The sequence below is a fragment of the Bacillus sp. 03113 genome (assembly GCF_006546985.1).
Lineage (GTDB): Bacteria > Bacillota > Bacilli > Bacillales > Cytobacillaceae > VATK01.
Genome location: NZ_VATK01000013.1, coordinates 43,182 through 67,787, shown reverse-complemented (window position 1 = coordinate 67,787; position 24,606 = coordinate 43,182). Strand labels below are relative to the sequence as shown.

Annotated in this window: 21 protein-coding genes and 2 pseudogenes; 10 read left to right on the top strand and 13 right to left on the bottom strand. The window is 35.2% G+C overall.

Annotation, left to right across the window (positions count from 1 at the left end; all coding sequences use genetic code 11):
- Positions 1-227: 227 nt before the first annotated feature.
- The gene (locus FDO66_RS13760) at positions 228-548 is read right to left on the bottom strand and encodes a DUF3870 domain-containing protein (RefSeq protein ID WP_141433236.1); all 321 of its coding nucleotides are present in this window, start codon (positions 546-548) and stop codon (positions 228-230) included.
- Between the two features lie 744 nt (positions 549-1,292).
- Between FDO66_RS13760 and FDO66_RS13750 the strand changes: the two genes are divergently transcribed.
- Both FDO66_RS13750 and FDO66_RS13745 read left to right on the top strand, forming a co-directional pair.
- Positions 1,293-1,907 carry a beta-class carbonic anhydrase gene (locus tag FDO66_RS13750; protein ID WP_141433235.1) on the top strand — a complete coding sequence of 205 codons (615 nt, stop codon included), beginning with the start codon at positions 1,293-1,295 and terminating at the stop codon, positions 1,905-1,907.
- Complete coding sequence (locus FDO66_RS13745) at positions 1,908-3,659, top strand: SulP family inorganic anion transporter (protein ID WP_141433234.1); 1,752 nt, start codon at positions 1,908-1,910, stop codon at positions 3,657-3,659.
- 203 nt (positions 3,660-3,862) lie between these two features.
- Here FDO66_RS13745 and FDO66_RS13740 read toward each other — a convergent pair.
- Positions 3,863-4,282: pseudogene (locus FDO66_RS13740) on the bottom strand (transposase); the annotation flags it as partial.
- Between the two features lie 74 nt (positions 4,283-4,356).
- Here FDO66_RS13740 and FDO66_RS21520 point away from each other — a divergent pair.
- Positions 4,357-4,597 (top strand): annotated as a pseudogene (locus FDO66_RS21520) (Nramp family divalent metal transporter); the annotation flags it as partial.
- 445 nt (positions 4,598-5,042) lie between these two features.
- Here FDO66_RS21520 and qoxD read toward each other — a convergent pair.
- The 6 genes from qoxD to FDO66_RS13705 all read right to left on the bottom strand — a co-directional run bounded on the left by qoxD (position 5,043) and on the right by FDO66_RS13705 (position 12,664).
- Entirely contained in the window at positions 5,043-5,357 is a 315-nt protein-coding gene (gene qoxD / locus FDO66_RS13730) for a cytochrome aa3 quinol oxidase subunit IV (RefSeq protein ID WP_141433233.1), read from the bottom strand.
- Between the two features lie 4 nt (positions 5,358-5,361).
- Positions 5,362-5,964 carry a cytochrome aa3 quinol oxidase subunit III gene (qoxC, locus tag FDO66_RS13725; RefSeq protein ID WP_141433232.1) on the bottom strand — a complete coding sequence of 201 codons (603 nt, stop codon included), beginning with the start codon at positions 5,962-5,964 and terminating at the stop codon, positions 5,362-5,364.
- Positions 5,964-7,928 (bottom strand): cytochrome aa3 quinol oxidase subunit I, encoded by a 1,965-nt coding sequence (qoxB, locus tag FDO66_RS13720; RefSeq protein WP_258535732.1) that lies wholly within the window; start codon positions 7,926-7,928, stop codon positions 5,964-5,966. Before qoxB ends, qoxC begins: the two co-directional genes overlap by 1 nt.
- The gene (qoxA, locus tag FDO66_RS13715; protein WP_141433231.1) at positions 7,915-8,895 is read right to left on the bottom strand and encodes a cytochrome aa3 quinol oxidase subunit II; all 981 of its coding nucleotides are present in this window, start codon (positions 8,893-8,895) and stop codon (positions 7,915-7,917) included. Before qoxA ends, qoxB begins: the two co-directional genes overlap by 14 nt.
- A 710-nt stretch (positions 8,896-9,605) precedes the next feature.
- Complete coding sequence (locus FDO66_RS13710; protein WP_141433230.1) at positions 9,606-11,687, bottom strand: transglycosylase domain-containing protein; 2,082 nt, start codon at positions 11,685-11,687, stop codon at positions 9,606-9,608.
- 122 nt (positions 11,688-11,809) lie between these two features.
- On the bottom strand, positions 11,810-12,664 hold the full coding sequence (locus tag FDO66_RS13705) for a GNAT family N-acetyltransferase (RefSeq protein ID WP_141433229.1): 855 nt from the start codon (positions 12,662-12,664) through the stop codon (positions 11,810-11,812).
- Between the two features lie 223 nt (positions 12,665-12,887).
- On the opposite strand from FDO66_RS13705, the gene FDO66_RS13700 reads away from it, so the two are divergent.
- The 5 genes from FDO66_RS13700 (at position 12,888) to FDO66_RS13680 (ending at position 19,462) form a co-directional block, all read left to right on the top strand.
- Complete coding sequence (locus FDO66_RS13700; protein ID WP_141433228.1) at positions 12,888-14,489, top strand: spore germination protein; 1,602 nt, start codon at positions 12,888-12,890, stop codon at positions 14,487-14,489.
- A 78-nt stretch (positions 14,490-14,567) separates the two neighbouring features.
- The gene (locus FDO66_RS13695; RefSeq protein ID WP_141433227.1) at positions 14,568-15,767 is read left to right on the top strand and encodes a Ger(x)C family spore germination protein; all 1,200 of its coding nucleotides are present in this window, start codon (positions 14,568-14,570) and stop codon (positions 15,765-15,767) included.
- A 43-nt stretch (positions 15,768-15,810) separates the two neighbouring features.
- A complete protein-coding gene (locus FDO66_RS13690; RefSeq protein WP_141433226.1) occupies positions 15,811-16,890 on the top strand; it encodes a GerAB/ArcD/ProY family transporter in 1,080 nt (359 codons plus the stop codon).
- Between the two features lie 243 nt (positions 16,891-17,133).
- On the top strand, positions 17,134-18,243 hold the full coding sequence (locus FDO66_RS13685) for a GerAB/ArcD/ProY family transporter (protein WP_141433225.1): 1,110 nt from the start codon (positions 17,134-17,136) through the stop codon (positions 18,241-18,243).
- Positions 18,244-18,358: 115 nt separating this feature from the next.
- Positions 18,359-19,462, top strand: coding sequence for a GerAB/ArcD/ProY family transporter (locus tag FDO66_RS13680; RefSeq protein ID WP_141433224.1), 1,104 nt, complete (start codon positions 18,359-18,361; stop codon positions 19,460-19,462).
- A gap of 38 nt (positions 19,463-19,500) precedes the next feature.
- Here the strand turns inward: FDO66_RS13680 and FDO66_RS13675 are convergent, their stop codons facing one another.
- Complete coding sequence (locus FDO66_RS13675) at positions 19,501-20,055, bottom strand: NAD(P)H-dependent oxidoreductase (protein WP_141433223.1); 555 nt, start codon at positions 20,053-20,055, stop codon at positions 19,501-19,503.
- Between the two features lie 14 nt (positions 20,056-20,069).
- Positions 20,070-20,786, bottom strand: a complete 717-nt coding sequence (locus FDO66_RS13670; protein WP_141433222.1) for an SDR family oxidoreductase — start codon at positions 20,784-20,786, stop codon at positions 20,070-20,072.
- A gap of 180 nt (positions 20,787-20,966) precedes the next feature.
- On the opposite strand from FDO66_RS13670, the gene FDO66_RS13665 reads away from it, so the two are divergent.
- The gene (locus tag FDO66_RS13665; RefSeq protein ID WP_181444582.1) at positions 20,967-21,311 is read left to right on the top strand and encodes a winged helix-turn-helix transcriptional regulator; all 345 of its coding nucleotides are present in this window, start codon (positions 20,967-20,969) and stop codon (positions 21,309-21,311) included.
- A 116-nt stretch (positions 21,312-21,427) separates the two neighbouring features.
- On the opposite strand, the gene FDO66_RS13660 is transcribed toward FDO66_RS13665, so the two are convergent.
- The gene (locus FDO66_RS13660; protein ID WP_141433220.1) at positions 21,428-21,802 is read right to left on the bottom strand and encodes a winged helix-turn-helix transcriptional regulator; all 375 of its coding nucleotides are present in this window, start codon (positions 21,800-21,802) and stop codon (positions 21,428-21,430) included.
- 329 nt (positions 21,803-22,131) lie between these two features.
- Between FDO66_RS13660 and FDO66_RS13655 the strand changes: the two genes are divergently transcribed.
- Complete coding sequence (locus FDO66_RS13655) at positions 22,132-22,812, top strand: NAD(P)H-dependent oxidoreductase (RefSeq protein WP_258535731.1); 681 nt, start codon at positions 22,132-22,134, stop codon at positions 22,810-22,812.
- Between the two features lie 380 nt (positions 22,813-23,192).
- Here FDO66_RS13655 and FDO66_RS13650 read toward each other — a convergent pair whose 3' ends face one another.
- Complete coding sequence (locus FDO66_RS13650; RefSeq protein ID WP_141433219.1) at positions 23,193-23,819, bottom strand: LysE family translocator; 627 nt, start codon at positions 23,817-23,819, stop codon at positions 23,193-23,195.
- Positions 23,820-23,873: 54 nt separating this feature from the next.
- The gene (locus tag FDO66_RS13645; protein ID WP_141433218.1) at positions 23,874-24,527 is read right to left on the bottom strand and encodes a GntR family transcriptional regulator; all 654 of its coding nucleotides are present in this window, start codon (positions 24,525-24,527) and stop codon (positions 23,874-23,876) included.
- Between the last annotated feature and the right edge of the window lie 79 nt (positions 24,528-24,606).

The window sequence follows — 24,606 nt, the reverse complement described above, 5'->3', positions numbered from 1 at the left end:
TGTTCAGCCTTAGGCAACATAAGACGCAAGCCGCAGGAAATCCTGATCGACTTTCGGTTTCGGATTGTGGCTTATGATCCGAACGGCTAGGCGCTAAAGCTAGACACTCGTCGAAGTACAAAAATTTATACTTTCTTACCTTGTAAAATTAAAAAACCCAGCTGTTAGAAGGAGAATGTATCCTTTTCTAACAGCTAGGTTTCTTTTGCGTATAACAAAAAAAGCAGCTATTTACGTATATGTATTTGATTATATTTAAGATGCGCGTTTTTATAAGCAACCATTAAGGCTTTTTGTGATGATCCAAAATATCGATTTTCTATTTCGCTTAGTACAGGTTCTACATCTAAAATGGATTTACCTATAAAGATTGATCTTACAAATTGAGAAGTCAAGTTAATAGTGGATGAACATTCTGCGTCTAAGATCTGATTTGTTCCTTTGTCAATGACAAAAGCAATAAAGAATCCATTATATTTATGCATAATGGGATTATTGGAGGATGTTTTGCTTTCTCCAATAATATAAACCGTGTTTTGATGGAACATGAATGGTCCTCCTGTTAACACATGGATATTACATGAGGTATTTATGTTGTTACATAAATATTCATTGCAATGCTTGTGTTCTTAAGATAATTTTAATATAATATCTGCTTATTTGACAATATATTTTGCTATTTTTCGGAATATTTTTTTAATTCATATAATATTTGTGCATTAATCATACAAAAAAAAGCAAAATAATCATTGATTGAACGTTTTAGGTAGGAACAATTTGATGCTTACAATTCATCTATAATTGGGACAACTTTTCATATTCTTTAACACCTTGCTTCTTTTCAATAAAATTTTTCGGTACATTCCATTCATTATAACATCAGTCTCTTCGACAATTTTATACCTCTTCAAATATAATTCCTATATCTGTACCTAATAGCTTAATAAATGGTCGAATAATCTTTTTCCCAAATGAAAGTTTTTGATTTTTTGGAACAAATTTATCAAATATGATGATCCTTCCACCTTTACTGTTTACTCTCTCCTTATCTCAGACATTGCATTATTTGGATAATTTTAATAATGCCCTTTGGTTGAAGCTCCTTTGTTTCATCCGGTAAATTTATTTGCCTGTATCAAAACAGAACTTTAGTCACGTTATAACAAATACAACAAACTTCCTACAAAAAGTTCATAAAATATTCATATTTTTCTTTTAAGCTTATTTACAGCAATATAATTATTCTTTGATTAAGACTACTAAAACATGACAGGTAGAAGGAGGAAAAATCAATGTCTACGATTTCTAAAATTCTCGATTATAACAAGGCTTTTGTTGATCAAAACAGATATGAAGAGTTTCAGACTACAAAGTATCCAGATAAAAAAATAGTCATCCTCACCTGCATGGACACTCGTTTACTGGAATTGCTCCCGAAAGCAATGGGATTAAGAAACGGGGATGCAAAAATGATCAAAAACGCTGGAGCTGTTGTTTCCCATCCTTTTGGCAGTATTATGCGCAGCATCCTCGTCGCCATTTATGAACTGAAGGCTGAAGAAGTGTGTGTGATCGGTCATTACGGCTGTGGCATGATAGGCCTTCAGGCATCCTCTATTCTTGAAAAAGTAAAGCAGAATGAAACGGACGAGAATCGAATCGATACCCTTACAAACGCCGGGATTGATTTGGCCAAGTGGCTGACGGGTTTTCCATGTGTAGAAGAAAGTGTCGCTAACAGTGTCCGGTTAATTAAAAACCACCCTTTAAGTCCAAAAAATATACCTGTTCATGGGATGATTATCGATCCTGAAACAGGAAAATTGGATCTGGTAATCGATGGTTATAACGCTGTCGATTGGAACAGGTCTAACCTATCGAATCTCGAAAGCGGGGGGTATTTATAAATGATTGCCTCTAGCCGATTTAATGGATATAACATATTCCGGTTTCAGAAAGATGCAGTTTCTGGATTAATCGTTGGGATTGTAGCGATTCCTTTAGCGATGGCCTTTGCTATTGCTTCAGGGGTAAGACCCGAATATGGACTTTATACCACGATTATAGCCGGAATTTTGGTTTCATTGCTTGGCGGATCGAAATATCAAATTGCAGGTCCAACTGGAGCATTTGTCCCGGTCTTATTAGGAGTGGTGATGCAGTTTGGATATGAAAAATTGTTGATAGCGGGCTTCTTGGCAGGGATCATAATTTTTCTTTTGGGTGTATTCAAATTGGGGAGATTTATAAAATTTATCCCTCGTCCAGTTATCATCGGTTTTACCGCTGGAATTGCTGTGATTATCTTTTCTGGTCAGATTGCCAATTTCTTAGGACTTAGCAACTTAAAAAAAGAAGAAACATTTCTTTTAAACATGAAGGAAATTTTGTTAAGTCTCAATACAGTTAACGCTTACAGTGTTCTGATAGCTGTGATCAGTTTGTCGATTGTTATATTGGCGCCAAAATATATGCCGAAGATCCCTGGGGCACTTTTGGGATTGATTGTATCAACTTTAGTCGCTGCTTTTTTCTTCCCTAATAAAGTGGCAACTATTGGGTCGACCTATGGAGCGATTCCAAATAAATTACCGACCTTCGAGTTCCCGGAAATGACAGGAAATTTAGTAATTGAACTCCTTCCTGCAGCTTTCGTTATTGCGATGCTTGGAGGAATTGAATCTTTATTATCTGCATTAGTGGCAGATGGCATGACCAACAGTAAGCATAACAGTAATAAAGAACTGATTGGGCAAGGATTGGCTAATATGATTAGCCCTCTTTTTGGAGGAATCCCAGCTACAGGCGCCATCGCACGAACAGCAACAAATATTAAAAACGGTGCTGTTTCCCCTATATCTGGTATGATCCATGGGATTGTGGTATTACTAGTGTTAGTGATGTTAGCGCCATACGCTTCAGCGATTCCGTTAGCGAGTATGGCCCCTATTCTTATGTTTGTGGCATGGAACATGAGTGAGCGCAAAGAGGTTGCCCATATCTTAAAAACGAAAACCATGGATTCGTTCGTATTAATCGCTTCCTTCCTGTTAACAGTGCTTGTCGATCTAACAACAGGTGTAGGAGGAGGCATTATTTTAGCACTTCTAGCATTTGTTCGAAAAATGAGTGGTACGTTGAAAGTATCACAGGTATTGCCCGATCCAGCTGATAAACTAGTGAAACCAGAAATCGTGCAGCAAGGTTCCAACTGCCCACAAATTCACATTTATACATTAGATGGCCCTTTATTCTTTGGAACCACAGAACGGCTTGAAGAAGAACTGGAAAAAATTATTCGTTCGAAACCTCGAGTACTTCTATTAAGAATGAGCAAAGTTTCGTTCATTGATACCTCGGGAGAAGCACTCCTTACCAAAATCGTGAAGCAATTAAAAACTCAAAAACAACACGTCATGATATCTGGTATCCAACTGCAGCCAAAAGAATTACTTTGGACAACCGGGCTGCATAAAGAGATAGGAGAAAAACACTTTTTTGAACATACCGGGGATGCACTTAATTCTGCACTGGCACAATTAGAGACGAATAAGTGTATAGGATGTAAGCAGTTTGCTTTTAGGGAATGCTCCAAATTGTCTCTCCAACCAGTGAAAACAAAACGAATAAAAAAAGCACCTGCTGCTTCTACAACCTAACTGCATTTCAATCATAAGGTCAGAGATCCCAATGTTCACTTTCAATTATCGGTACAATTATGCTGTCATCTAAATGGGGTACCGCCACATGCCTATCAAGCTAACAACGTAAATTACTAAATAGAAATGACCATTGTTTCAAAACTAGCAAGTGATGGAAAAGTAGGTATGCAAAAAAAGCATATTAAAACACGTTTTTTTCACTAGGCAGCTTGTCTATGTTTCACCGTCGTTTCATACACAACCCCTAGAATATCAAAGACGGTCATCTTCTTATACCGATGACATTTACGATTGTTCTTTTTGAGCAGCAGATAAATGCGATGCAGAATTTTCAAAAGTTCTTCTGTGCCAACTGCTATCGCTTGAAACAGTAACGGAAAGTAACCTTTAATCATATAAATCGATTTGTATTCACTCAATTCCTGCTTTTTCTTTTCAAGCAGAAGCTGTCGCATTTGAAACATCGTAGAAGAACAGAGGAGAATGCCAATGAGTTGTCCATATAAATGGCACTCAAGGCGTTCTCTTTTAATATTTTTACATTTATCAATTTCAAAGAATGACTTCCACGTTTTAAATAAAATCTCAATCTGCCAACGAAGTAAATACAATGAATGCACAAAAAACGCCATCCTTTCTCGTAAACTTCTTACGATAAGCATAGCGTTTTTTCATTTTGAGGGTGTGATTTTAACTTCGCTTGATAGGCATGGTGGTTAATCCAATAAAAGCCCTGGTTATAAGTCAGGTTATATCATCATTTGGTATTGTATTTTGCACTATCACTAATCCCATTAATTATTTTTACTAGTAACCGTTGTCTAACGGGCGGTTTAGTCAATCATCACATATCCACTATTTTTTCTTGTTTCATTGCTGGATTAATTGTCATACTTAATATATTCCTTCTTTACCAGACTTTCTTTAACAGGTGAAAATCACTGTAAACGAAAAATAGCGAACTGGATCGGTGTCGCTATTCGCTATTTTTCGTTTATTTTTAAGGTCTACAAAAATTTTTTTCCTTCTAAGTTAAGTAAGTCTTAATTTATTTATATGTTAATAGATTGTACAGTGGAGGGGATATGAAAAAGCAAAAATAATTACTATAAAGTAATGCTAAAATCAACAGTGTCAAGCTCTTTAAATTAGGGTTTTATTACATCTCTCAAAGGGATAGTTTCTATATATATATGCTACCTGAAATCGGAAGTTAGTATCAAGCTAAGTAAACTTGGATTAGTACTTTTTTATCCAAAAGAAATCCCTCTTGTGTAGATAGTATGGTTTATTCCTACTGTCTATACAAGAGGGGAAGTATCAGATAACGATGGTTATTTAAATTCTTTAGTAATGATAACTATTACATATTAAATATCATTACATTTTCATATTGTAGTGGCTATGTCCTGAAGCCATTACCCAAATAGAACCTGCTACAATAATAAAGGCACAAATGAAGGCATAAATAATATTGATGGTTTGAACCTTTCCATCTTTCCCTTCATTCATATGCATAAACATAAATAATTGAAGACCTGCTTGAATTACAGCTAATGTTCCAATTATCCAAATAATTGCTGTTTTTGGCAATGAAGTTTTTAACGCTACTACTATTGCTCCAAAAGTTAAAATTAACGACAGCAGAAAACCAACGATGTGACTGATCGGAGATTTATGATTATTATTTGCCATGCGATCACACCATCCTTGCTAAATAAACGAATGTAAAGATAAAAATCCAAACAACATCAAGGAAATGCCAATACAAACCAATGATAAAGGTTTTACGAGCTGTCGTTGGCGTTAATCCTCTTTTGACTAATTGAATAATAATCAAAATAGCCCAGCCAATCCCCAAGCTAACGTGTGCTCCATGCGTACCTAATAGCACGAAAAAGCTAGATAAGAAGGCACTTCTTTGCATTGTTGCACCTTCATGAACATAATGAATAAACTCACTTACTTCCATGAAAATAAACCCAGCACCTAGCAATAATGTAATGACAAGCCAAGTAAGTAATCCTTTTAAATTATGGCGTCTCATTTCAAAGATTGCTAGACCGCAAGTAAAGCTACTTACCAATAGTAGCAACGTTTCAATTAGTACATCTTTTAATACGAAAATATCATCAGGAGTTGGTCCTCCCGCAAAACCGTTCTTTAATACTCCATGTACCCCGAACAATGTAGAGAATAAAACGATTTCTGCTCCTAAGAAAATCCAGAATCCTAAGATCGTCATTCTGTCTTGTTCCGTTTGATATTCTAATGGTAAAGATGTATCGACTTTTCCTGCCATTATTCTTCACCTCTCCATGCACGTTCCGTTTCCTTAATCTCGTCTACCTTAACATGATAGCCCTCATTATAATCAAAGGAACGAATTACTAATCCTGCAACAATTCCGAGTGTCGCAATTGCAGCTGGGATAAACCACTCAAATACAAGGAAGAAACCAACAATTCCAAACATCACACACATAAAGAATGGTACACCTGAATTGCTTGGCATATGAATTTCTTCAATTTCACTATCTTTTAGCTTCAAGCTTTCTTTATTTTTCTTCATGTGCCAGAAAGCGTCTAATGATTTAATTTCTGGTACTTTGGCAAAGTTATAATGCTGAACTGGTGATGCTGTATACCATTCAAGCGTTCTTGCATCCCATGGATCATGAGAAATGTTTCGATCTGCATAACGTGCACTCCAGTAAATGTTATAACAGAACACGGCAAAGCCAGCAGCTAAAATGACTGATCCAATAGCGGAAAGTAAGAACAGGCTTGAAAATCCTGATTCAGCTGAGAATGTGTACGCACGTCTTACCGCTCCTTTTAATCCTAAGAAGAACATTGGGAAGAACGTAACATTAAATCCGATCGTGAATAACCAGAAATGCCATTTTCCTAGTTTTTCATTCAACATATGACCGAACATTTTTGGCCACCAATAATACAAGCCAGCAAATACCGCAAATACAACCCCTGGAATTAGTACATAATGGAAATGTGCTACCAAGAACAACGTATTATGATATTGAAAATCTGCTGCTGCCATCGCAAGCATAACCCCTGTTACCCCACCAATGATAAAGCAAGGAACAAAAGCTAATGACCATAACATAGCGGTTGTAAACTCAATGCGCCCTTTTCTCATCGTAAAGAGCCAGTTAAATATTTTAACCCCTGTTGGCACTGCAATTAGCATCGTTGTAATAGAGAACACTGAGTTAACAGCCGGTCCTGTCCCCATTGTAAAGAAATGGTGAACCCAAACAATCATACTTAAAAATGCAATTCCAACAATCGAAGCGATCATGGATGAATAGCCATAAAGGGTTTTTTTCGAAAAAGTTGAAATGACTTCTGAGAACATACCAAACGCTGGAAGGACAACAATGTAAACCTCTGGATGCCCCCATAACCAGAATAGATTAGCCCATAGCATATCTAGTCCGTCGCCTGATAAGGTAAAGAAGTGCGTGCCAAACATACGGTCAAATGTCATTAATGCTAAAGCAACTGTAATGATTGGAAATGCTGCTACAATGATAATTGCCGTAATTAAAATCGTCCAAGTGAACATTGGCATTCTCATCAATGTCATGCCTTTTGCTCTCATTTTTAGGATCGTCACAATGAAGTTAATCCCAGTCATCAATGTCCCAATCCCGGCAATTTGAATCGCAATCGCATAATAATTATTACCGATCCCCGGACTAAACTCTTTACCAGCTAGTGGAAAATAAGCTGTCCATCCTGCGTCAGGTGATCCTCCGATAACGAAGGAAATATTAAATAACATAGCTCCACTGAAAAACAACCAAAAGCTTAATGCATTTAATTGAGGAAATGCTACGTCTCTTGCTCCAATTTGAAGAGGAACAACAACGTTCATGAGCCCGATTAATAATGGCATAGCCATAAAAAGAATCATAACAACACCGTGAGTAGTAAAAATCTCATTATAGTGCTGTGCATCGAGAAACTTCATTTCAGGCCTTGCTGTTTGTGCTTTCATAAGCAAGCCATCCATTCCACCACGGAAGAACATAAGTACTCCAGCTAGAATGTACATAATTCCAATTCGTTTATGATCAACAGTCGTTAACCATTCTTTCCATAAATAGTTCCACTTTTTAAAATAAGTGATTCCACCAAAAAGAGCAATTGTAGTTAGCGCAATGGCAATTTGCGATCCAATAATTAATGGATCTCCATTAAGCATAAAAAATTCTTTTAAGAACTCATTAGTGCCCATCATGTTCACCCCCATGTGAGTCTTTTTGATCCATATTCTCATGATTCATTTCATCATGATTCATATTTTGATCTTCTTCGTCAAATATTTTCCCTTGATAACCATGTGTTTTGTACATTTTAGGATTTAAGTAAAGTTCAGAATTGTGATCAGCATGGTCAATCCATTCTAGGTGAGTATTTGAGTAAGATAAGCGCCCTAAGTGAGTTGGTTCAAGAATTTCTTTATACTTTTCTTCTGTCAGCTTCGGTGCTTTGTCTTTTACCTCTTGTACCCATTTATCAAAATCCTCTGGATTTTGAGATTCGACTTCGAATTCCATTCCGGCATAACCGCGGCCATTAAAGTTTGTATTTTTCCCCACATAAGAACCTTCATGGTCAGCGACAACATAAAGCTCCGTTTGTGATTGATTCATTGTATATTTTTGTCCAGCTAAAGCAGGAACCCAAAATGACTGCATCGTTCCAGCAGAAGTTAGCTTAAATTGTACAGGTCGATCTTCAGGAATATTCACATAGTTAACTGTTTCAATCCCTTCCTCAGGATAGCTAAAGATCCATTTCCAATCCGCTGATGTAACATGAATAACTAGTGGCTCCTTATCTTCATAACCTTTTGGAACCTTCTCTAAATCATAAAGAGTTTTCACAGTAGGAATGGTTAGAGCTATAACAATCAGGATTGGAATCGCAGTCCAGATCACTTCTAAAACCATATTTCCATGTTCCTCAGGTGGTTCATAATCTTTATTTTCTGGTTTTGCTCGGTATTTCCAAACGATATAACCGAATAAACCAAATACAACAACGACAATAATCAGCATAAAGATCAATGACCAGTTGATTAAATCTAAAATGCTTCTTGCAGCAGGTCCCTGTGGCTGAAATACAACCATTTCACATCCGCTTAAAATCATAATAAGAATGATTGCCATAAGTGAAACGATAAAGCCCTTTGTCGACTTCATATCATTTGCTCCTTTCGGTAAAAAAATTTGTGTAATTATTCACACGTTAAAACTTGGATATACAGTTTAGTTCATAAAAATGACACAATATTAATAGATTGTTAGCTATTAAGAAATGTAAACACTACCTACATGATAATAACATAAATGTAAACAATAAATTGTGACAAAATTCGCAAGTTAAAAATTGGTAATTAAATGAATGCTTTCACACCAAAAAAACATAAAAAAATCGACATTTTCTTATGCCTATTACATAAAGAGAGTATGATGTTCATATTATTTGTTGGTAAAAAACTAGGATAAAATAGTTTATCTTTATTTTCACTCAGTCTATGTATGGTGACTTTTGTCACAATTTAACCTCTATCACTATGAATATCATTTTTATGATCTATTCTATTATCACAGAGACCATATAGGATATACAAGCATTATGTAGATATTTGTATTAAAAAAAGAGTGAAATGACTGACATTTACACTCTTTTTTCAAAGGATAAGATAGTATAAGTTTCTGAAGTCCGACTGGTGTCTAGCTCCGACGTACAGGACGTACTAGTGCCGATGTTGCCACAGGACGTGGCGTACTTAATCGGCCAGGCGCCATCGGCGAAAGTCTAGCCAAATCACTCCAAAAATCAGGATTTTCTGTGTGATTCGTCTTGTGCTTTCTCCGATAGGCGGGCGCCTTGCGCTTTTCTTATTTCCTTATTGGTTAAATATCTCTTTTATCTTTTCTTTTAATTTTTGTCCGATGGATTGACCTTCCTTCGTAGATTCATCAATGGTTTGTTTCCATTGGTCGCTTTTTTCCTGAAACTCCTTTTTTATTTCCTTCGCTCTTTGTTCAATCGCTTCCTCCGTTATTTCTTTTTTTTCCTTACCTGCTAGAACATCATTCACAGATTGAACATCAAATGAAGCAGGTTCTACAAAAGATGTAGATTTTTTCATCACTGCTTTAAAAATCGGTATTACGTTTTCTGAGCTTCTGCTGCTTAAATAATGTGTTTGATCTGTTTGATCATAGCCAAGCCATACCGCTCCAACTAAATTTGGTGTATATCCCACAAACCATTGATCCTTCGTTCCATTTATATTAGCATAGGGCAGCTGAGTTGATCCTGATTTCCCGGCTAGTGGTACATCAAGGAGCTGTGTGCCTTTCCCCGTTCCAGTTTCAACGACATTTAACAACATGGAGGTCATCTCATCTGCAACAGCTTTCGAAGTAACCTTAGTTGTTTTTGGCTTATAGTCAACCAGCACATCTCCTGTTGGACCCACGATTTTAGTGATTAAGTGACCTTCACTTCGCTTTCCTCCATTCGGAAAGGTTGTATATGCTTCTGCCAGTTGGAGAGGTGATATCCCTTTATGCATCCCGCCTAATGCCACTCCTAAATATTCATCTTCTTTATCCAAAGGAATTCCATATCTTCTTAGCGAGTCTAATCCCTTTTCTAATCCAATCTCATTCAATAGCCATACTGCTGGTGCATTAAGCGAGTCCTCAATAGCCTCATACATTGGAACCTCGCCTTTATATGTTTTCGAAAAATTTTCTGGCGTGTAGCTTCCATATTGAATTTTTTCATCCTTTAGAGTAGAAGAATAGGTGTAGCCTTCCTCAAGAGCTGGTGTATAAACAGCAAGAGGCTTCATCGTTGATCCTGGCTGAGCTTTCAAATGAGTCGCTCGATTAAACCCTCGAAAAACAGTTTTTCCCCTTCCGCCAACGAGACCTCTAACCCCGCCTGTGCTTGGATCTAATAAAACAGCTCCACTTTGAATAAGAACCTTATCCTTACTTCTCGGGAATAGGTAATTTTGTTTATATAGATTTTCAACTGATGTTTGAATGTTTTGATCCATTTCCGTATAAATACTATATCCTCTTGTTAGGATTTCTTCTTGAGTAAGTCCGTATTTGTTAATTGCCTCATCAATGACTGCATCTACATAATATGGATATTTACGATCAATAAAGTTACCTCCACCATCTTTAAGGACGATGTTCTCTTTTTTCGCTTTCTCATATTCAGAAGCTGAAATAAATCCTTCTTCTTTCATTTTACTTAACACAATATTTCTTCTTTGAATTGCTCGATCGTAGTGATTGAAAGGATTCAGAGCAGAGGGAGCCTGCAATAGACCTGCCATTAAAGCAGCTTCGCTCACCGTAACATTCTCAATATCTTTATTAAAATATTTTTTTGAAGCTTCATCGATTCCCCAAGCACCACTGCCGAAATAAACTTGATTTAAATACATTTGCAAAATTTCATCTTTTTTATAATGTTTTTCAATCTCAACCGCCAGAAATAATTCTTCAATCTTTCTTTTATAGGTTTGCTGCGGAGATAATAAAGCATTTTTTGTCAGCTGCTGAGTTATTGTACTTCCGCCCCCTGTAATACTTCCAGCAAAAAGATTTTTAATAAAAGCCCTGGTAATTCCTTTCACATCAAAACCATGATGCTTATAAAAGCGTTCATCCTCAATCGCAATAACAGCATTTTTCACATAGTCAGGTAATTCTTCAATCGTAACTCCTTCTGTACGATTGGTTTTAATGCTAGTGGCAACATCTCCATCTTTATCATAGATAATGGTCGATTGATTGATCCCATCTTTTAAAGATTGTACATTGACTCTACGAGCTAAAAAAGCAAAAAGGAGAATATTCAAAAGGATAATGACGAGTGTAATTAGTAAAAGTACTTGAGTCAGATGCTTGCTATTCCAAAAACGTGCGAATGCTTTCCAAATCGAAAGTAAATGTTTCATAAGATCCTCGACTTTCTAGCAATATAATCTAGTTAATATTGATTGTATTCATTTTCTAATTAATATAAACGCTAATCGTATGAGTTCAGACATTATATGAACATAGATTAGTCTTTCTTACTTCATAATGTTAAATACATTTCGTATTGCGCAATCGAATCTTTTTTAAAGCCAATATGCTTTAAAAATCCAGCTAATAGACCATTATTCGGGAAAGCAATTGACATTTTTACAAATTCCAACTCTTTATGAGCTGAATAAAGTAAATGAGTTGCAACTCCTTTTCCTCGAACATCACGATCCACAATGATACAGCTGATTTTCCCTATATTGTTTATGCAAAGGCAGCCTACTAATTTTTCTTGGACGTACGCCCCATAATAGACATCATTTTTTATTTCTCTCATAAAATCAATGTCGTTCTGCCAATTGATATGAAAGTACTTCCATCGATCTACTGCCAGTTCAAACTCTTGAAATGAAATTCTGCTGACCGTTATTTCTTTAGAAGGAGGCGTATCTTTTAATTTTGACAGATCCCTTAGTGAAAAGAAAGAAATATCATAAACCTTCTCATAACCTAGCTTCTGATAAAATTTAATAGCTCGATCATTACCAACAATAACTTCAAGAAAAAGCTGTCTACAATCATGCTTGATTGCTTCTTCTTTGTGCATAATAAAAAGCTCATTGCTAATTCCTAACCCGCGATAGCTGGGACTTAATGCTAATGCACCACATCTTATCGTTTTTACATTTTCATAGTTTTTAATTCCGCCAAGCATTAATCCAACAGGATCATCTCCATGAAACGCAATAAAAGAATGTTCTGTTGCATTCCCCTCCGGCCCAAAAAACTGCTGGATGAATTGATCTTTAGTCAGATTAAATTGGATCATATAGTCAGAAAATCCATCTCGAAAAGCTTGATAGACTAAATCATTTTCTACTTCACTACATCTTTTATATGTAATCATCCTCTATAAGTGAGATCGTAACGTAACGTTTCCATTTGATCCACTACATGTTCACTTCCTTTCTAATCTGAAATTTACACGCATTTCATATATTGACATTATCATTATCTTACATATTTATACAATATTTTAATCTACATCTTAGGAAAAAGAGAAATGATCGCATATTCCTAAAGGTCCGAGGAATAATGAAAATAAATAAATATTGATATGGGTGTGAGATATGTTTCTTAAAAAGAAATCTAAAAAACCGATTAAAAAAAAAGCAACAGATCAAGGAAATAATGCTCTTATCCAGAAAGACTCTCAAACGTTAAACAACGACCTTCAACTAAATATCAATGAAATTAAAGAACAGACAGGAAATAGTACAGATATTACCATTCGAGAAGTTCAAGCAATAGCTCTTAATCAAAAAAAAGCTGCAATTATCTATATCAGCGGAATATCCGATATTCAATTAATCAATAATGATGTCTTGCTAGGGATTATGTTAGGTCATGAAAAAGTAAACCTTAAAGATGCTGAATTAAAGGATCCAATAGAAATCATCAAAAATCAGATTCTTTCTATAGGCAGTATTAAAGAGATAGATGATATGGAATCACTATTGGCGAGTATCCATTCAGGGAACACGGTTATTTTAGTTGATGGCTGTACAAAAGGAATAATGGCCAGCTCTTCTAATCGTAAAGAAAGAGGCGTTGAGGAGCCTTCTTCCCAAACAGTGATCCGTGGTCCAAAAGAAGGATTTGTAGAAAATATAGGCACCAATATTGCACTACTAAGAAGTAAAATTAAAACTCCAAACCTTTGGAAAATAGATCGTAAAATTGGGAAGCTGACACAAACAGATGTTTCAGTCATGTATATAAAAGGCATCGCCAATGATAAAATCGTGACGGAAATTATGGATCGATTAGATCGAATTGATACTGATAGTATTTTAGAAAGTGGTTATATCGAAGAGTTTATTCAGGATCAAACATCTACTACTTTCCCTACTATAATGAATACAGAAAGACCAGACTCAGTAGCTGCGGCTCTATTGGAAGGGCAGATTGCCATCATAGTTGACGGAACACCATTTGTATTAATTGCACCTGTCACCTTTTTTAATTTTTTCCAAGCAAGCGAGGATTATTATCAACGATATGATATCGCCACTTTTCTTCGTATCCTTAGATATATAGCCTTTTTTGTTTCGATGCTACTCCCTTCTATATATATAGCAATAACCACTTTCCATCAAGAAATGCTGCCAACAACCTTATTAATTGGGCTATCCGCTCAAAGAGAAGGTGTCCCTTTTCCGGCGTTTGTTGAAGCATTACTAATGGAATTTACATTTGAGTTTCTAAGGGAAGCAGGAGTTCGTATGCCAAGAGCGATTGGACCTGCAGTTTCAATCGTCGGAGCACTCGTATTAGGGCAAGCTGCTGTACAAGCAGGGCTTGTATCAGCTGCCATGGTCATAATGGTCTCTTTTACAGCCATTTCAAATTTTGTAGCTCCCATTTTAAATATCTCGATTACTGCACGTTTAATCCGATTTGGTTTAATGCTCCTTGCTGCTAGTTTAGGATTATTTGGCATCATCGCAGGGCTTTTTGCTATTTTAATTCATATGCTTAGCATCCGTTCCTTTGGCATCCCTTATTTAGCACCTTTATCCCCCTTGATTCCTTCTAATTTAAAGGACATTTTTATAAGAGTGCCATGGTGGGCGATGTCCAATCGGCCACGCTTATTTTCACAGCAAGACAATCAGCGTCAGAAAAAGCAGCTTCAACCATCACCTCCAAAGAACAAGAGAAATGAATAAAGGAATTCGGTGTTCTATTTCAGGATAATCCTTTCATTTCAGGACACGATAAGACTGAAAAGATAAGGAGAGGAAGCTATGAGACGATCTATCACTTTAATAATAGTCCTTTCAATAAGTTTGATTTTAAGCGGCTGCTGGAATCGGAAAGAATTGAATAGCTTCGGGATCGTTATTGCAACGGCTATAGACATAGATAAAAACAACGAATGGGTAACATCGTTTCAAGTGGTCATTCCTGGGGCGATTGCGACCCAAACAGGTGGAGCAGGTGCTCAAGCGCCGATAACTGTTTTTTCAACAAGAGGATCCACTATAAATGAAGCTTACCTTAATGCAAGCAGGGAAACCCCACGCAAGCTCTTTCTCTCTCATAATCGCGTTCTTATTTTAAGTGAAAGAGCAGCTAAAAAGGGAGTTAAACAAATAATGGATTTTTTAATACGTAATGTAGAAAGCAGAGAAACAATGTATATCGTATTAACTAGAGAAAATGTTCGAAATCTATTGGAAATTCTTCTTCCAGTTGAAAAAATACCGGGAAATGCTATTAAACAAATTCTCGAAGGTGAGAAAACAATCCTTTCGATTACGAAACCAGTTAAATTTATTGAATTTGCGTCTGCCCAGTTTAATCCAACAACAAATGCATTTCTGCCTGAAGTTATTGTGTCTGGCAATGAAAACAAGCAGCGGAACTTGGAAGCTATTGGAGAAACAAAAAGCGATGCTGTATTAAAGGTAGATGGACTAGGAGTATTTCAGGATGGAAAGCTTAAAGACTGGATTCATCGTGAAGACAGCATTGGCATCTCTTTCCTTACTGATTCCGTTGACAATGCTGTAATTGATTTTACATGTAACGAAAATAAAAAGAATTCATCCTTTACGATTGAAAAAAGTTCGACAAAGAAAAAGCCTCATATTCGAAATGGAGAACTTTTTATGGATGTAGAAATAAACGCAAAAGGAACTTTAACCGAAACAGCATGCAAAGAGGACTTCAGTAATCCAACAACTCTTAAAAAGATGGAAAAAAACATTCGGAAGGAAGTTATTAAAGATGTTGAAAGAGGGTTTAATCGAGCAAAAGAATTGAATACAGATCTCGTAGGATTTGGCGATTCTTTTCATAAAAAGCATCCTCAAAAGTGGAAAAAATTAGAGAAGGATTGGGATCATTCCTTTTCAACGATAAAAATGAATGTTTCAGTTCATGTAGAAATTAATCGAACAGGTTTAATGAAGGAATCGTTTAGTAAAGCAGCAAAACCATAGATACATTTCTAATACGATTATCTCAATAAAAGGAATGATTCGTTTGGAGAAAATAAATAAGTATCAACTCTTTGCCATGATCATTCTCTTTTTAATCGGAAGCTCTACTTTATTCCAATTAGGAATGGAGGCAAAGCAGGATGCTTGGATTGTCGTCATAATTGGAATGTTATCATCCCTAATTCTTTTGTCGCTATTTTTGTTTATTCAAAAAAAAGAGCTCGATAAAAATCTCGTTCAAATGTTTACCTACTATTTTGGACCCTTTTTTGGGAGCCTTTTGGTCATTCTCTATTCACTTTATTTCATGTATGAATCTATGCGCAACTTTCGGGATTTTGGGGAATTGACCTTAATGACATTCTTGCCGCAAACACCGATCTCTATTGTTATGCTTATTATGCTTTTATTATCTCTTTATGCGATTTATAAAGGAATCGAAGTTGTTTTTCGAATTGGAGAATTTATCATTCCTGGAGTGCTTTTTTTCCATCTGTTATTATTTGTCTTGTACATTTGTTCACGCATTGTCCATTTCGACAATCTTCTCCCTATACTCGAGAATGGCTTTATATTTGTAGTAAAAAAATCTTTCCCTGATCCATTCTTTTTTCCCTTCGGTCAAATGGTCCTTTTTCTTATGTTTTGGTCCTATTTAAATGAGCAAGAGAAAATGACCAAAACAACAATTTATGCTTATTTTACAAGCGGAATATTAATTATGCTGCATTCTTTATTCAATGTGGCTATTCTTGGAACGACCTATGCAAAGATAAGCAACATACCTATGCTATCATCTGTAAGGATTATTCAAATTGCAGATGTAGTCGAGCGTTTTGATGCTTTGGTTATTCTTCTTATTTTTGCAGGTCTTTTTATAAAAGCGACGTTATGGTATTTAGCTGCTGTATTTGGACTACAGCAACTTTTAAAAAAAGATTACCGAAAGCTTGCATTTCCTGTTGGCGTTATAATCTACGCTGCTTGTTTTTTAGAACCAAACTGGGTTACACATATATGGGTAGGAAATATCGTTGGAAACAAATACTATGTTAGCCGTCTTTTTATGCTCATATTTCCCCTTCTTTTATGTATTGTCATGCTTATAAGAAAAAGGGGGTAATCGAGCAAAAGAATTAAATACAAGTCTTGTTGATTTTGGCGACTCTTTTTCATAAAAAGGATCCTTAAATAAAAAAAAACTAGAGAAGGATTGGGATTGTTCCTTTTCAAGGATCAAAATGAATGTTTTCATCCATGTAGAAATTAATCGAACAGGTTTAATAAAAGAATCGTTTAGTAAAGCAACAGCAAAACCATAGAAGCTATCTAAAAGGATTGATCTCAACAAAAGGAATGATTCGATTTGGAAAAAATAAATAAGTATCAACTCTTTGCCATGATCATTTTATTTTTGATCGGAAGCTCTACTTTATTTGAATTAGGGATTGATGCCAAGCAGGATGCTTGGATTGCCGTCATTATTGGTATGTTAGCATCACTAGTTCTTTTATTGTTATTTTTATCAATTCAAAAACAAGAGCCCGATAAAAATATCAGTCAAATATTTGTCCACTATTTCGGATCCCTTTTTGGCAGCCTTTTGGTTATACTTTATTCGCTTTATTTTATGTATGAATCTATGCGAAACATTCGAGATTTTGGGGAATTAACATTAATGACTTTTTTGCCGCAAACACCAATTGCTATTGTTATGCTCATCATGGTCGTACTATCTCTTTATGCTATTTATAAAGGGATCGAGGTCGTTTTTCGCATTGGAGAATTTATTCTGCCTGGAGTACTGTTTTTCCATCTGTTATTGTTTGTCTTGTACATTTGTTCAGATATTGTCCATTTTGATAACCTCCTCCCTATCCTTGAAAATGGTTTATTGCCTGTCGTAAAAAAAACTTACCCTGAACCTATATATTTTCCATTTGGACAAATGGTCATATTTCTGATGTTTTGGTCATACTTAAATGAGCAAGAGAAATTGATTAAAACATCTCTTTATGCTTATTTGACAAGTGGAATATTAATAATGTTACATTCGTTATTCAATGTAGTTATACTTGGAACAACCTATACGAAAATAAGCAATATAGCTCTGCTATCATCTGTAAGGATTATTCAAATTGCAGATGTGTTCGAACGGTTTGATGCTTTAGTTATTCTCCTAATTTTTGCAGGCCTTTTTATAAAAGCAACATTATGGTATTTAGCTGCTGTATTAGGATTAGGGCAAATTCTAAAAAAAGATTACCGTAAGCTTGCATTCCCTGTCGGAATTATCTTATATGGTGCTTGTTTTTTAGAACCAAACTGGGTTACTCATTTGTGGATAGGAGATATCATTGCAAATAAATACTATGTAAATCCTATTTTTATCATAATTCTGCCTCTCCTTTTATTTTTTGTCATACTTGTAAGAAAAGGTCTTACTAAGAAAAAAGATCCAATAGCTAAGTATTAGAAAAAATTATTTTTCCCTCAATAAGGAAATTCATTGAAAGGTATAGTGAAAGAATGCTTTAACACCATAGAATCATTTTTAACGAACTCATCTCAGGTAGAAGGAATGATTTAACTTGGAAAAAATAAACGTTTATCAACTCTTTGCTATGATCATTCTATTTATAATCGGAAGCTCTACTTTATTTGAATTAGGGATTGAGGCAAAGCAGGATGCTTGGATTGCCGTCATCATTGGCATGTTATCATCCCTAATTCTTTTATGGCTGTTTTTGTTTATTCAAAAACAAGAGCCCGATAAAAATCTCGTTCAAATGTTTCTTCACTATTTCGGGCCCTTTTTTGGATACGTTTTTGTCATTCTCTACTCCCTTTATTTTATGTATGAATCTATGCGCAACTTTCGAGATTTTGGGGAATTGACCTTAATGACTTTTTTGCCGCAAACACCGATCGCTATTGTAATGATTATTATGGTTTTATTGTCTCTTTATGCAATTTGTAAAGGAACCGAGGTTGTTTTTCGAATTGGAGAGTTTATTCTTCCTGGAGTACTGTTTTTCCATCTGTTATTATTTGTCTTGTACATTTGCTCAGGTATTGTCCATTTTGATAATCTTCTTCCCATACTCGAAAATGGCTTTATATTTGTAGTAAAAAAATCTTTCCCTGATCCATTCTTTTTTCCTTTCGGTCATATGGTCCTTTTTCTAATGTTTTGGTCAAATTTAAATGAGGAAGAAAAAATGATTAAAACATCTATTTATGCTTATTTTACAAGCGGGATACTAATGATGTTACATTCGTTATTCAATTTGGCCATTCTTGGAACTACCTATTCGAGGATAAGCAATATCCCTATGCTATCATCTGTAAGAATTATTCAAATTGCAGATGTATTCGAGCGTTTTGATGCTTTGGTTATTCTCCTTATTTTTGCAGGTCTTTATATAAAAGCGACGTTATGGTATTTAGCTGCTGTATTGGGATTGGAGTCAATTTTTAAAAAAGATTACCGAAAGCTTGCAATTCCAGTTGGAGCCATTATCTACGCTGCTTGTTTTTTAGAACCAAACTGGATTACACATATATGGTTAGGAATTATTATTGGGGATAAATTTGTTAATCGCACTTTTATGCTAATTCTTCCTCTTCTTTTATTTGTCGTAATGCTTATAAGAAAACGAATTAATAAAAAAAAAGTTCTACTTAAAATATAAGCCTGGGTCATCTCATAAGGCCCAGGCTAATATTTTACTTATGATAATTCAAATAATTCATTTAAATGCTGTTGAAGGTTCGCTTTGAACTGCTCTATATTTGGATTTGTTATGACATCATAGCATGCAAAGCTTTTTAAAGGTTTCATTCCTATGAATTCATGGATTTTATGCAAATGTAAAATCACTTCATCCAAGCTCTTACCTTCAAAAAATTGTAATGGATCATTAAAAGCATTTTCTGGAGCATTCCATGTAACAGAAAACATATATTTCTTATCCTTAAACAATCCGCCTCTTCCATACTCTTTTGAACCTTCAAAAAATAAGCCGTAGGCATATACTTCATCCATATACGTTTTTAATAGCCCCGGTACGCTAAACCAAAAAATAGGTGTTTGAAATATGACCACATCTGCCCATTTGAATTTTTGTTTTTCTTCTTCTATTTCATATCCTTCTTGAATAATGGTTGTTTTAATTTCATAGTTTTCACTTAATAGATGGATCATTTCATCCATAATCGTTTGATTTAATATTCCTCTTGCACTTTGGTATTTTTGATGTCCATTTATGATTAAAATATTCTTCATTTGCCCCCGCTCCTTTAGATTAAAATATGTCCGCCTTCAACATGGAGAACCGTACCTGTTGTAAACTCATTTTCTATTAAGTACAAGACACCTTTTGCAACATCTTCAGACTGTCCAACCTTCTTAACTGGAAGCTTTTCTTTAATCGAGGAGTAAAAGCTTTCTCTACTTTCTGGATCCATTTTGCTTCTTGAAGGAGTATCAATAATACCAGGTGATACGACGTTTACTCGTTTCGGTGCTAGCTCAAGAGCAAGTGTTTTGCCTAAGTTTGAGATTGCAGCATTGACAGCTCCTAATGCTGCAGAACCAATCATTGATTTATAGGCAACAACACCTGAGAACAAGGTAATGGATCCATCTTGTGCTAATTTTTCTGCACCATATTTCGCTGCATAATACTGACCCCAAAATTTATTTTCAAACAGTTCTCTTACTTTTTTCGTTTCGGTTTGTAAAAAAGATCCTCCAAAAGTGACAGCTGCTGTTACAACTAGGTGATCAACACTTTCTATATGAGCAAAGAAGGCTTTCACTTCTTCTTCATTTGTAAAGTCTAATGAGTATATTTGCACTTTACCTTGTAAGGTTTGTGCTGCTTGCTCTAACTTTTTCGTAGATCTGCTTACTATTGTTACTTCCGCTCCTTTTTGTAAAGCTAGTTCAGCTGCAGATAATCCAATACCTGAGCTTCCCCCGATAATAATCACTTTTTTTCCTTCTAAAGACATTTTCAAATCACTCCTAAGAAATAGATTTTTCATATCCTCATCATAAACATGTAAATATACTTATGGAAGTAGTGATAAATTTTAAAGTGACTTTCTTTAAGGAAACTAATTTGCTAAATAAAGCTTCATACGATAGAATTTATTTAATATTTTATTGGAGGATGAGAATAATTGGAGGAAATGAAACTTGAACGAGGTATGCCAGACAGTGATTGTCCAATTGGTAAAGCTTTAGATGTGATTGGAAGCAAATGGACTTTTCTTATCCTAAGAGATCTCATGATAGATGGAACTTTACGATTTAGCGATTTATTAAAATCATTAAAAGGGATTAGTCCCAAAACTCTTTCTTTACGTCTAAAAGAACTTGAAAAAAGTGGGCTTATTAATCGCATTGTCTATCCAGAAATCCCTCCAAGAGTAGAATACACCTTGACGGACAAAGGAAAAGAATTAGAGAATATATTAATTGAATTGAAGAAATTTGGGTTAAGTTTAACAGAATCAGAAAAGCAAGAAGCTTAACAATCCGATAAGAATTTAACAATAAATCCCTCTATTAAATTTAACAAATAAACTTCATAGAGGGATTCTCAAAAATCGAATTTATCTATTAGTGTGATTTTTATCAAATTAAACCCTTACATCTCATTTTCTCTTACATGTGAAATTCGCTTCGAATACTCAATTCCCCATTCTCTCATCTTTAGAATAATAGGAGTTAAAGTACAGCCAAATTCAGTTAAAGAGTACTCTACTTTTGGAGGAACCTCTTTATATACCTCGCGATAAACAATTCCGTCATTCTCTAATTCTCGTAATTGAAGTGTTAGCATTCTTTGTGTAATCCCCGGTAAAAGTCTCCGTAATTCGTTAAATCGCTTTGTTCCATCTAATAAGTGAAATAGAATGACACCCTTCCATTTCCCACCGATTACATCTAATGTCGCTTCAACTGGGCAAGAATACTTACCGCCATTTGCACATGTTCCATAACCGCTTTTTCGATCTCTCATTTCCCCACCTCCATTAGTATAAAAAATGATACTATACAACATTTATGTGCGTACTTTAAATAATTGTATTATGCTTATAAAATAAACTTACAACAATTGCTTCAATGGAGCAATACTAATTAGAAAAGCGTAAACGCCTTGGTCATCGACGTACGGACTGGAGGGACTTTGACTGAGATAAAGGAAACACGGAGAGCTTAGCGATTCGATGTTGACTTATCGTAGGGAAAAGGCTTGAAGTACGATAGTCGATAGGCGTTGAAGCTAGACAGTAATTTAACTTCAAAGATTTAAATTCTAATATTATTGCAAAAGGATGGTGTTTCTTTATGAAAACAGTTGAAAAAGAATGCTTGATGAATCAAATTATAGAAGCTTATCAATACCGCCATGCATGTAAGGAGTTTGATCCTAATCAAAAAATAAGTGAAAAAGAATTTCAATTTATTCTTGAAACAGGCCGATTATCTCCTAGTTCATTTGGGTTTGAGCCATGGAAATTTATTGTTTTACAAAATGCTGAGATAAGAAATAAACTATTACCTGTTACTTGGGGTGCGCAAAAACAACTCCCAACTGCAAGTCATTTTGTTATTATTTTATCAAGAACAAAAGCAGATATGATTCACGATTCCAATTATATTCAAAACTTCATGCATGATATTCAACAGCTTCCACCAAATGTCATTGAAGGGAAAACTGCTGCTTATAAAGGATTCCTTGAAAAAGATTTTAACGTTTTAGAAAGTGACAGAGTAGCCTTTGAATGGGCTTGCCGACAAACGTATATCGCACTAGGAAATATGATGACATCTGCTGCTCAAATCGGAATTGATTCTTGCCCAATTGAAGGGTTTGATAAAGATAAAGTAGAGGAAATATTAAAAGAAGAAGGGATATTGAAAGGAAACTTCGGCATTTCTTGTATGGTTGCTTTCGGCTATCGTGTGATAGAACCTCGCCCAAAAACAAGACAAGAAATGGAACAAGTGGTTGAGTGGATTGATTAAAAGGGAATAATATTTTTATATTGCCAATTAACTATTTGTATAATAGCACACGTATTTTAGTTAATGTTCTCTCTCCTAAAAATCCCCCACTTACAAAAAGTAGGGGATAAAAATTTATCCCGCATTAACGGGCAGTAAGACCCCACCTCAAGGGAATAAGTGTAAACGAACATTCCTAAGTGGGGGTTAACTGCCTAAAAAACCCGACGACGGACAGGACGTCCTAGTCAGGCGAATGCCATAGGAAGTGGAATGTATGAGCGTGATTGGTTCAACTAACAATCAGTGGGGGATGAGCAGACAAAAGCGTGACGTCCTGTCGCATTGTCTGCACTAGTACTTCGTGTACGTCGGAAAACCCCCACTGATGAAGTTTCACTTTATGAAGGTTTTATTTTTAACAATTTTAGTCCCATCCCGATAAATACAATTCCAGTTAATTTATTTAAAATGGTGGCAGTATTTGCATTCTTTCTTAGTTTTTTCGTTGTGAAGGAAGCGAAATTAGCAACAAGTAAACACCAAATCGTCCCGGTTAAAGTAAAAGTAAGTCCAAGTATAATAAATGGTATGGGACTTGAATCCTTTGTATTAATAAATTGTGGTAGAAATGCCAAGAAAAAAAGTGCTACCTTTGGATTCATTACATTTGATATGATTCCCTGCACATAAATTTTTCTTAATTTTACATTCTTCTGTGTTTCAGCCTCTTTTAAGCTCGTTTTCTTTAACAGCATATTTATTCCTAAGTAGGCTAAATAAACAGCTCCCAAAATCTTAATAATATTAAATAAAAGAACAGATTTAGTTAAAATGATAGATAATCCAAAAGCAGCTAAAAGGGTATGTATAATGGTACCTGTTGAAACACCAAGCACAGAATAGATCCCCGCTCTTTTTCCTTGAGAAACACTTCGACTAATAATATACATAGTGTCTGTTCCAGGTGTTACATTTAAAAGAATGCCAGTTAGGACAAAAATCTCAAAATGAATAATGCCAAACATCGTAATTCCCACCATTCTTTTCGTTATTTTTTGTTATAGTCTGAACTCTAAAAATCAATCGTTAAAATTGGATAATATAGCATTTCTAGTCTTTTCTAAATGCTCAATTGTACGCTTGTATGCCTCTTCTTTATCTCTATTTTTAAAGGCCTGAATAATATTTGCATGCTCTGCAATAACCTCCTCTAGCCTACCAGGAATGACAATTGCTTTTGTACCTAACCAAAGAATCTGTTCACTAAGGATATTTATCCAATTAATTAAGCGTTTATTTTCTGTCAATTCTGCTAAGTGAAGATGGATATCACCACCTGTATTAACAGCTAGAATTTCTTCTTCTGTTTGATTGGGCTGAGGAAGAAAGATTTCTTCTATTTTTTTAATAGTCTTCTCTGAAATAATAGGCATTAGCAAATCAATGACCAAACATTCCAATGCTTTGCGCAGCTGCATGATCTCCTCAACATCTTTTTCCTTAATACTTTTCACTAAAATTCCTTTGCGTGGAAGAATCTCTAACCAGCCCTCCATCTCTAACTGTAGAGTAGCTTCTCTAATTGGTGTTCGGCTAATGCCCAATGTAGCACTTAAATCTCTTTCAGAAATAATTTCTCCACCCTTCATTGAATGATGGATAATTGCTTTCTTTATTTGTTTATAAGCAAGTAATTTATATGAATCGGGCTTATCTATTTTAGGTATTTCCATGCTTTAATCACCTCACTGTGTAAATAATCTTAATGTTTCCTTTTATATTAATCAATAAAATGATTGACAGAAGTGATAT

Bases quoted from the DNA above. Each gene is read 5' to 3' on its own strand.
- FDO66_RS13760 (WP_141433236.1), bottom strand. From the start codon at position 548: ATGTTCCATCAAAACACGGTTTATATTATTGGAGAAAGCAAAACATCC.
- FDO66_RS13750 (WP_141433235.1), top strand. From the start codon at position 1,293: ATGTCTACGATTTCTAAAATTCTCGATTATAACAAGGCTTTTGTTGAT.
- FDO66_RS13745 (WP_141433234.1), top strand. From the start codon at position 1,908: ATGATTGCCTCTAGCCGATTTAATGGATATAACATATTCCGGTTTCAG.
- qoxD (WP_141433233.1), bottom strand. From the start codon at position 5,357: ATGGCAAATAATAATCATAAATCTCCGATCAGTCACATCGTTGGTTTT.
- qoxC (WP_141433232.1), bottom strand. From the start codon at position 5,964: ATGGCAGGAAAAGTCGATACATCTTTACCATTAGAATATCAAACGGAA.
- qoxB (WP_258535732.1), bottom strand. From the start codon at position 7,928: ATGATGGGCACTAATGAGTTCTTAAAAGAATTTTTTATGCTTAATGGA.
- qoxA (WP_141433231.1), bottom strand. From the start codon at position 8,895: ATGAAGTCGACAAAGGGCTTTATCGTTTCACTTATGGCAATCATTCTT.
- FDO66_RS13710 (WP_141433230.1), bottom strand. From the start codon at position 11,687: ATGAAACATTTACTTTCGATTTGGAAAGCATTCGCACGTTTTTGGAAT.
- FDO66_RS13705 (WP_141433229.1), bottom strand. From the start codon at position 12,664: ATGATTACATATAAAAGATGTAGTGAAGTAGAAAATGATTTAGTCTAT.
- FDO66_RS13700 (WP_141433228.1), top strand. From the start codon at position 12,888: ATGTTTCTTAAAAAGAAATCTAAAAAACCGATTAAAAAAAAAGCAACA.
- FDO66_RS13695 (WP_141433227.1), top strand. From the start codon at position 14,568: ATGAGACGATCTATCACTTTAATAATAGTCCTTTCAATAAGTTTGATT.
- FDO66_RS13675 (WP_141433223.1), bottom strand. From the start codon at position 20,055: ATGAAGAATATTTTAATCATAAATGGACATCAAAAATACCAAAGTGCA.
- FDO66_RS13670 (WP_141433222.1), bottom strand. From the start codon at position 20,786: ATGTCTTTAGAAGGAAAAAAAGTGATTATTATCGGGGGAAGCTCAGGT.
- FDO66_RS13665 (WP_181444582.1), top strand. From the start codon at position 20,967: ATGAAACTTGAACGAGGTATGCCAGACAGTGATTGTCCAATTGGTAAA.
- FDO66_RS13660 (WP_141433220.1), bottom strand. From the start codon at position 21,802: ATGAGAGATCGAAAAAGCGGTTATGGAACATGTGCAAATGGCGGTAAG.
- FDO66_RS13655 (WP_258535731.1), top strand. From the start codon at position 22,132: ATGAAAACAGTTGAAAAAGAATGCTTGATGAATCAAATTATAGAAGCT.
- FDO66_RS13650 (WP_141433219.1), bottom strand. From the start codon at position 23,819: ATGTTTGGCATTATTCATTTTGAGATTTTTGTCCTAACTGGCATTCTT.
- FDO66_RS13645 (WP_141433218.1), bottom strand. From the start codon at position 24,527: ATGGAAATACCTAAAATAGATAAGCCCGATTCATATAAATTACTTGCT.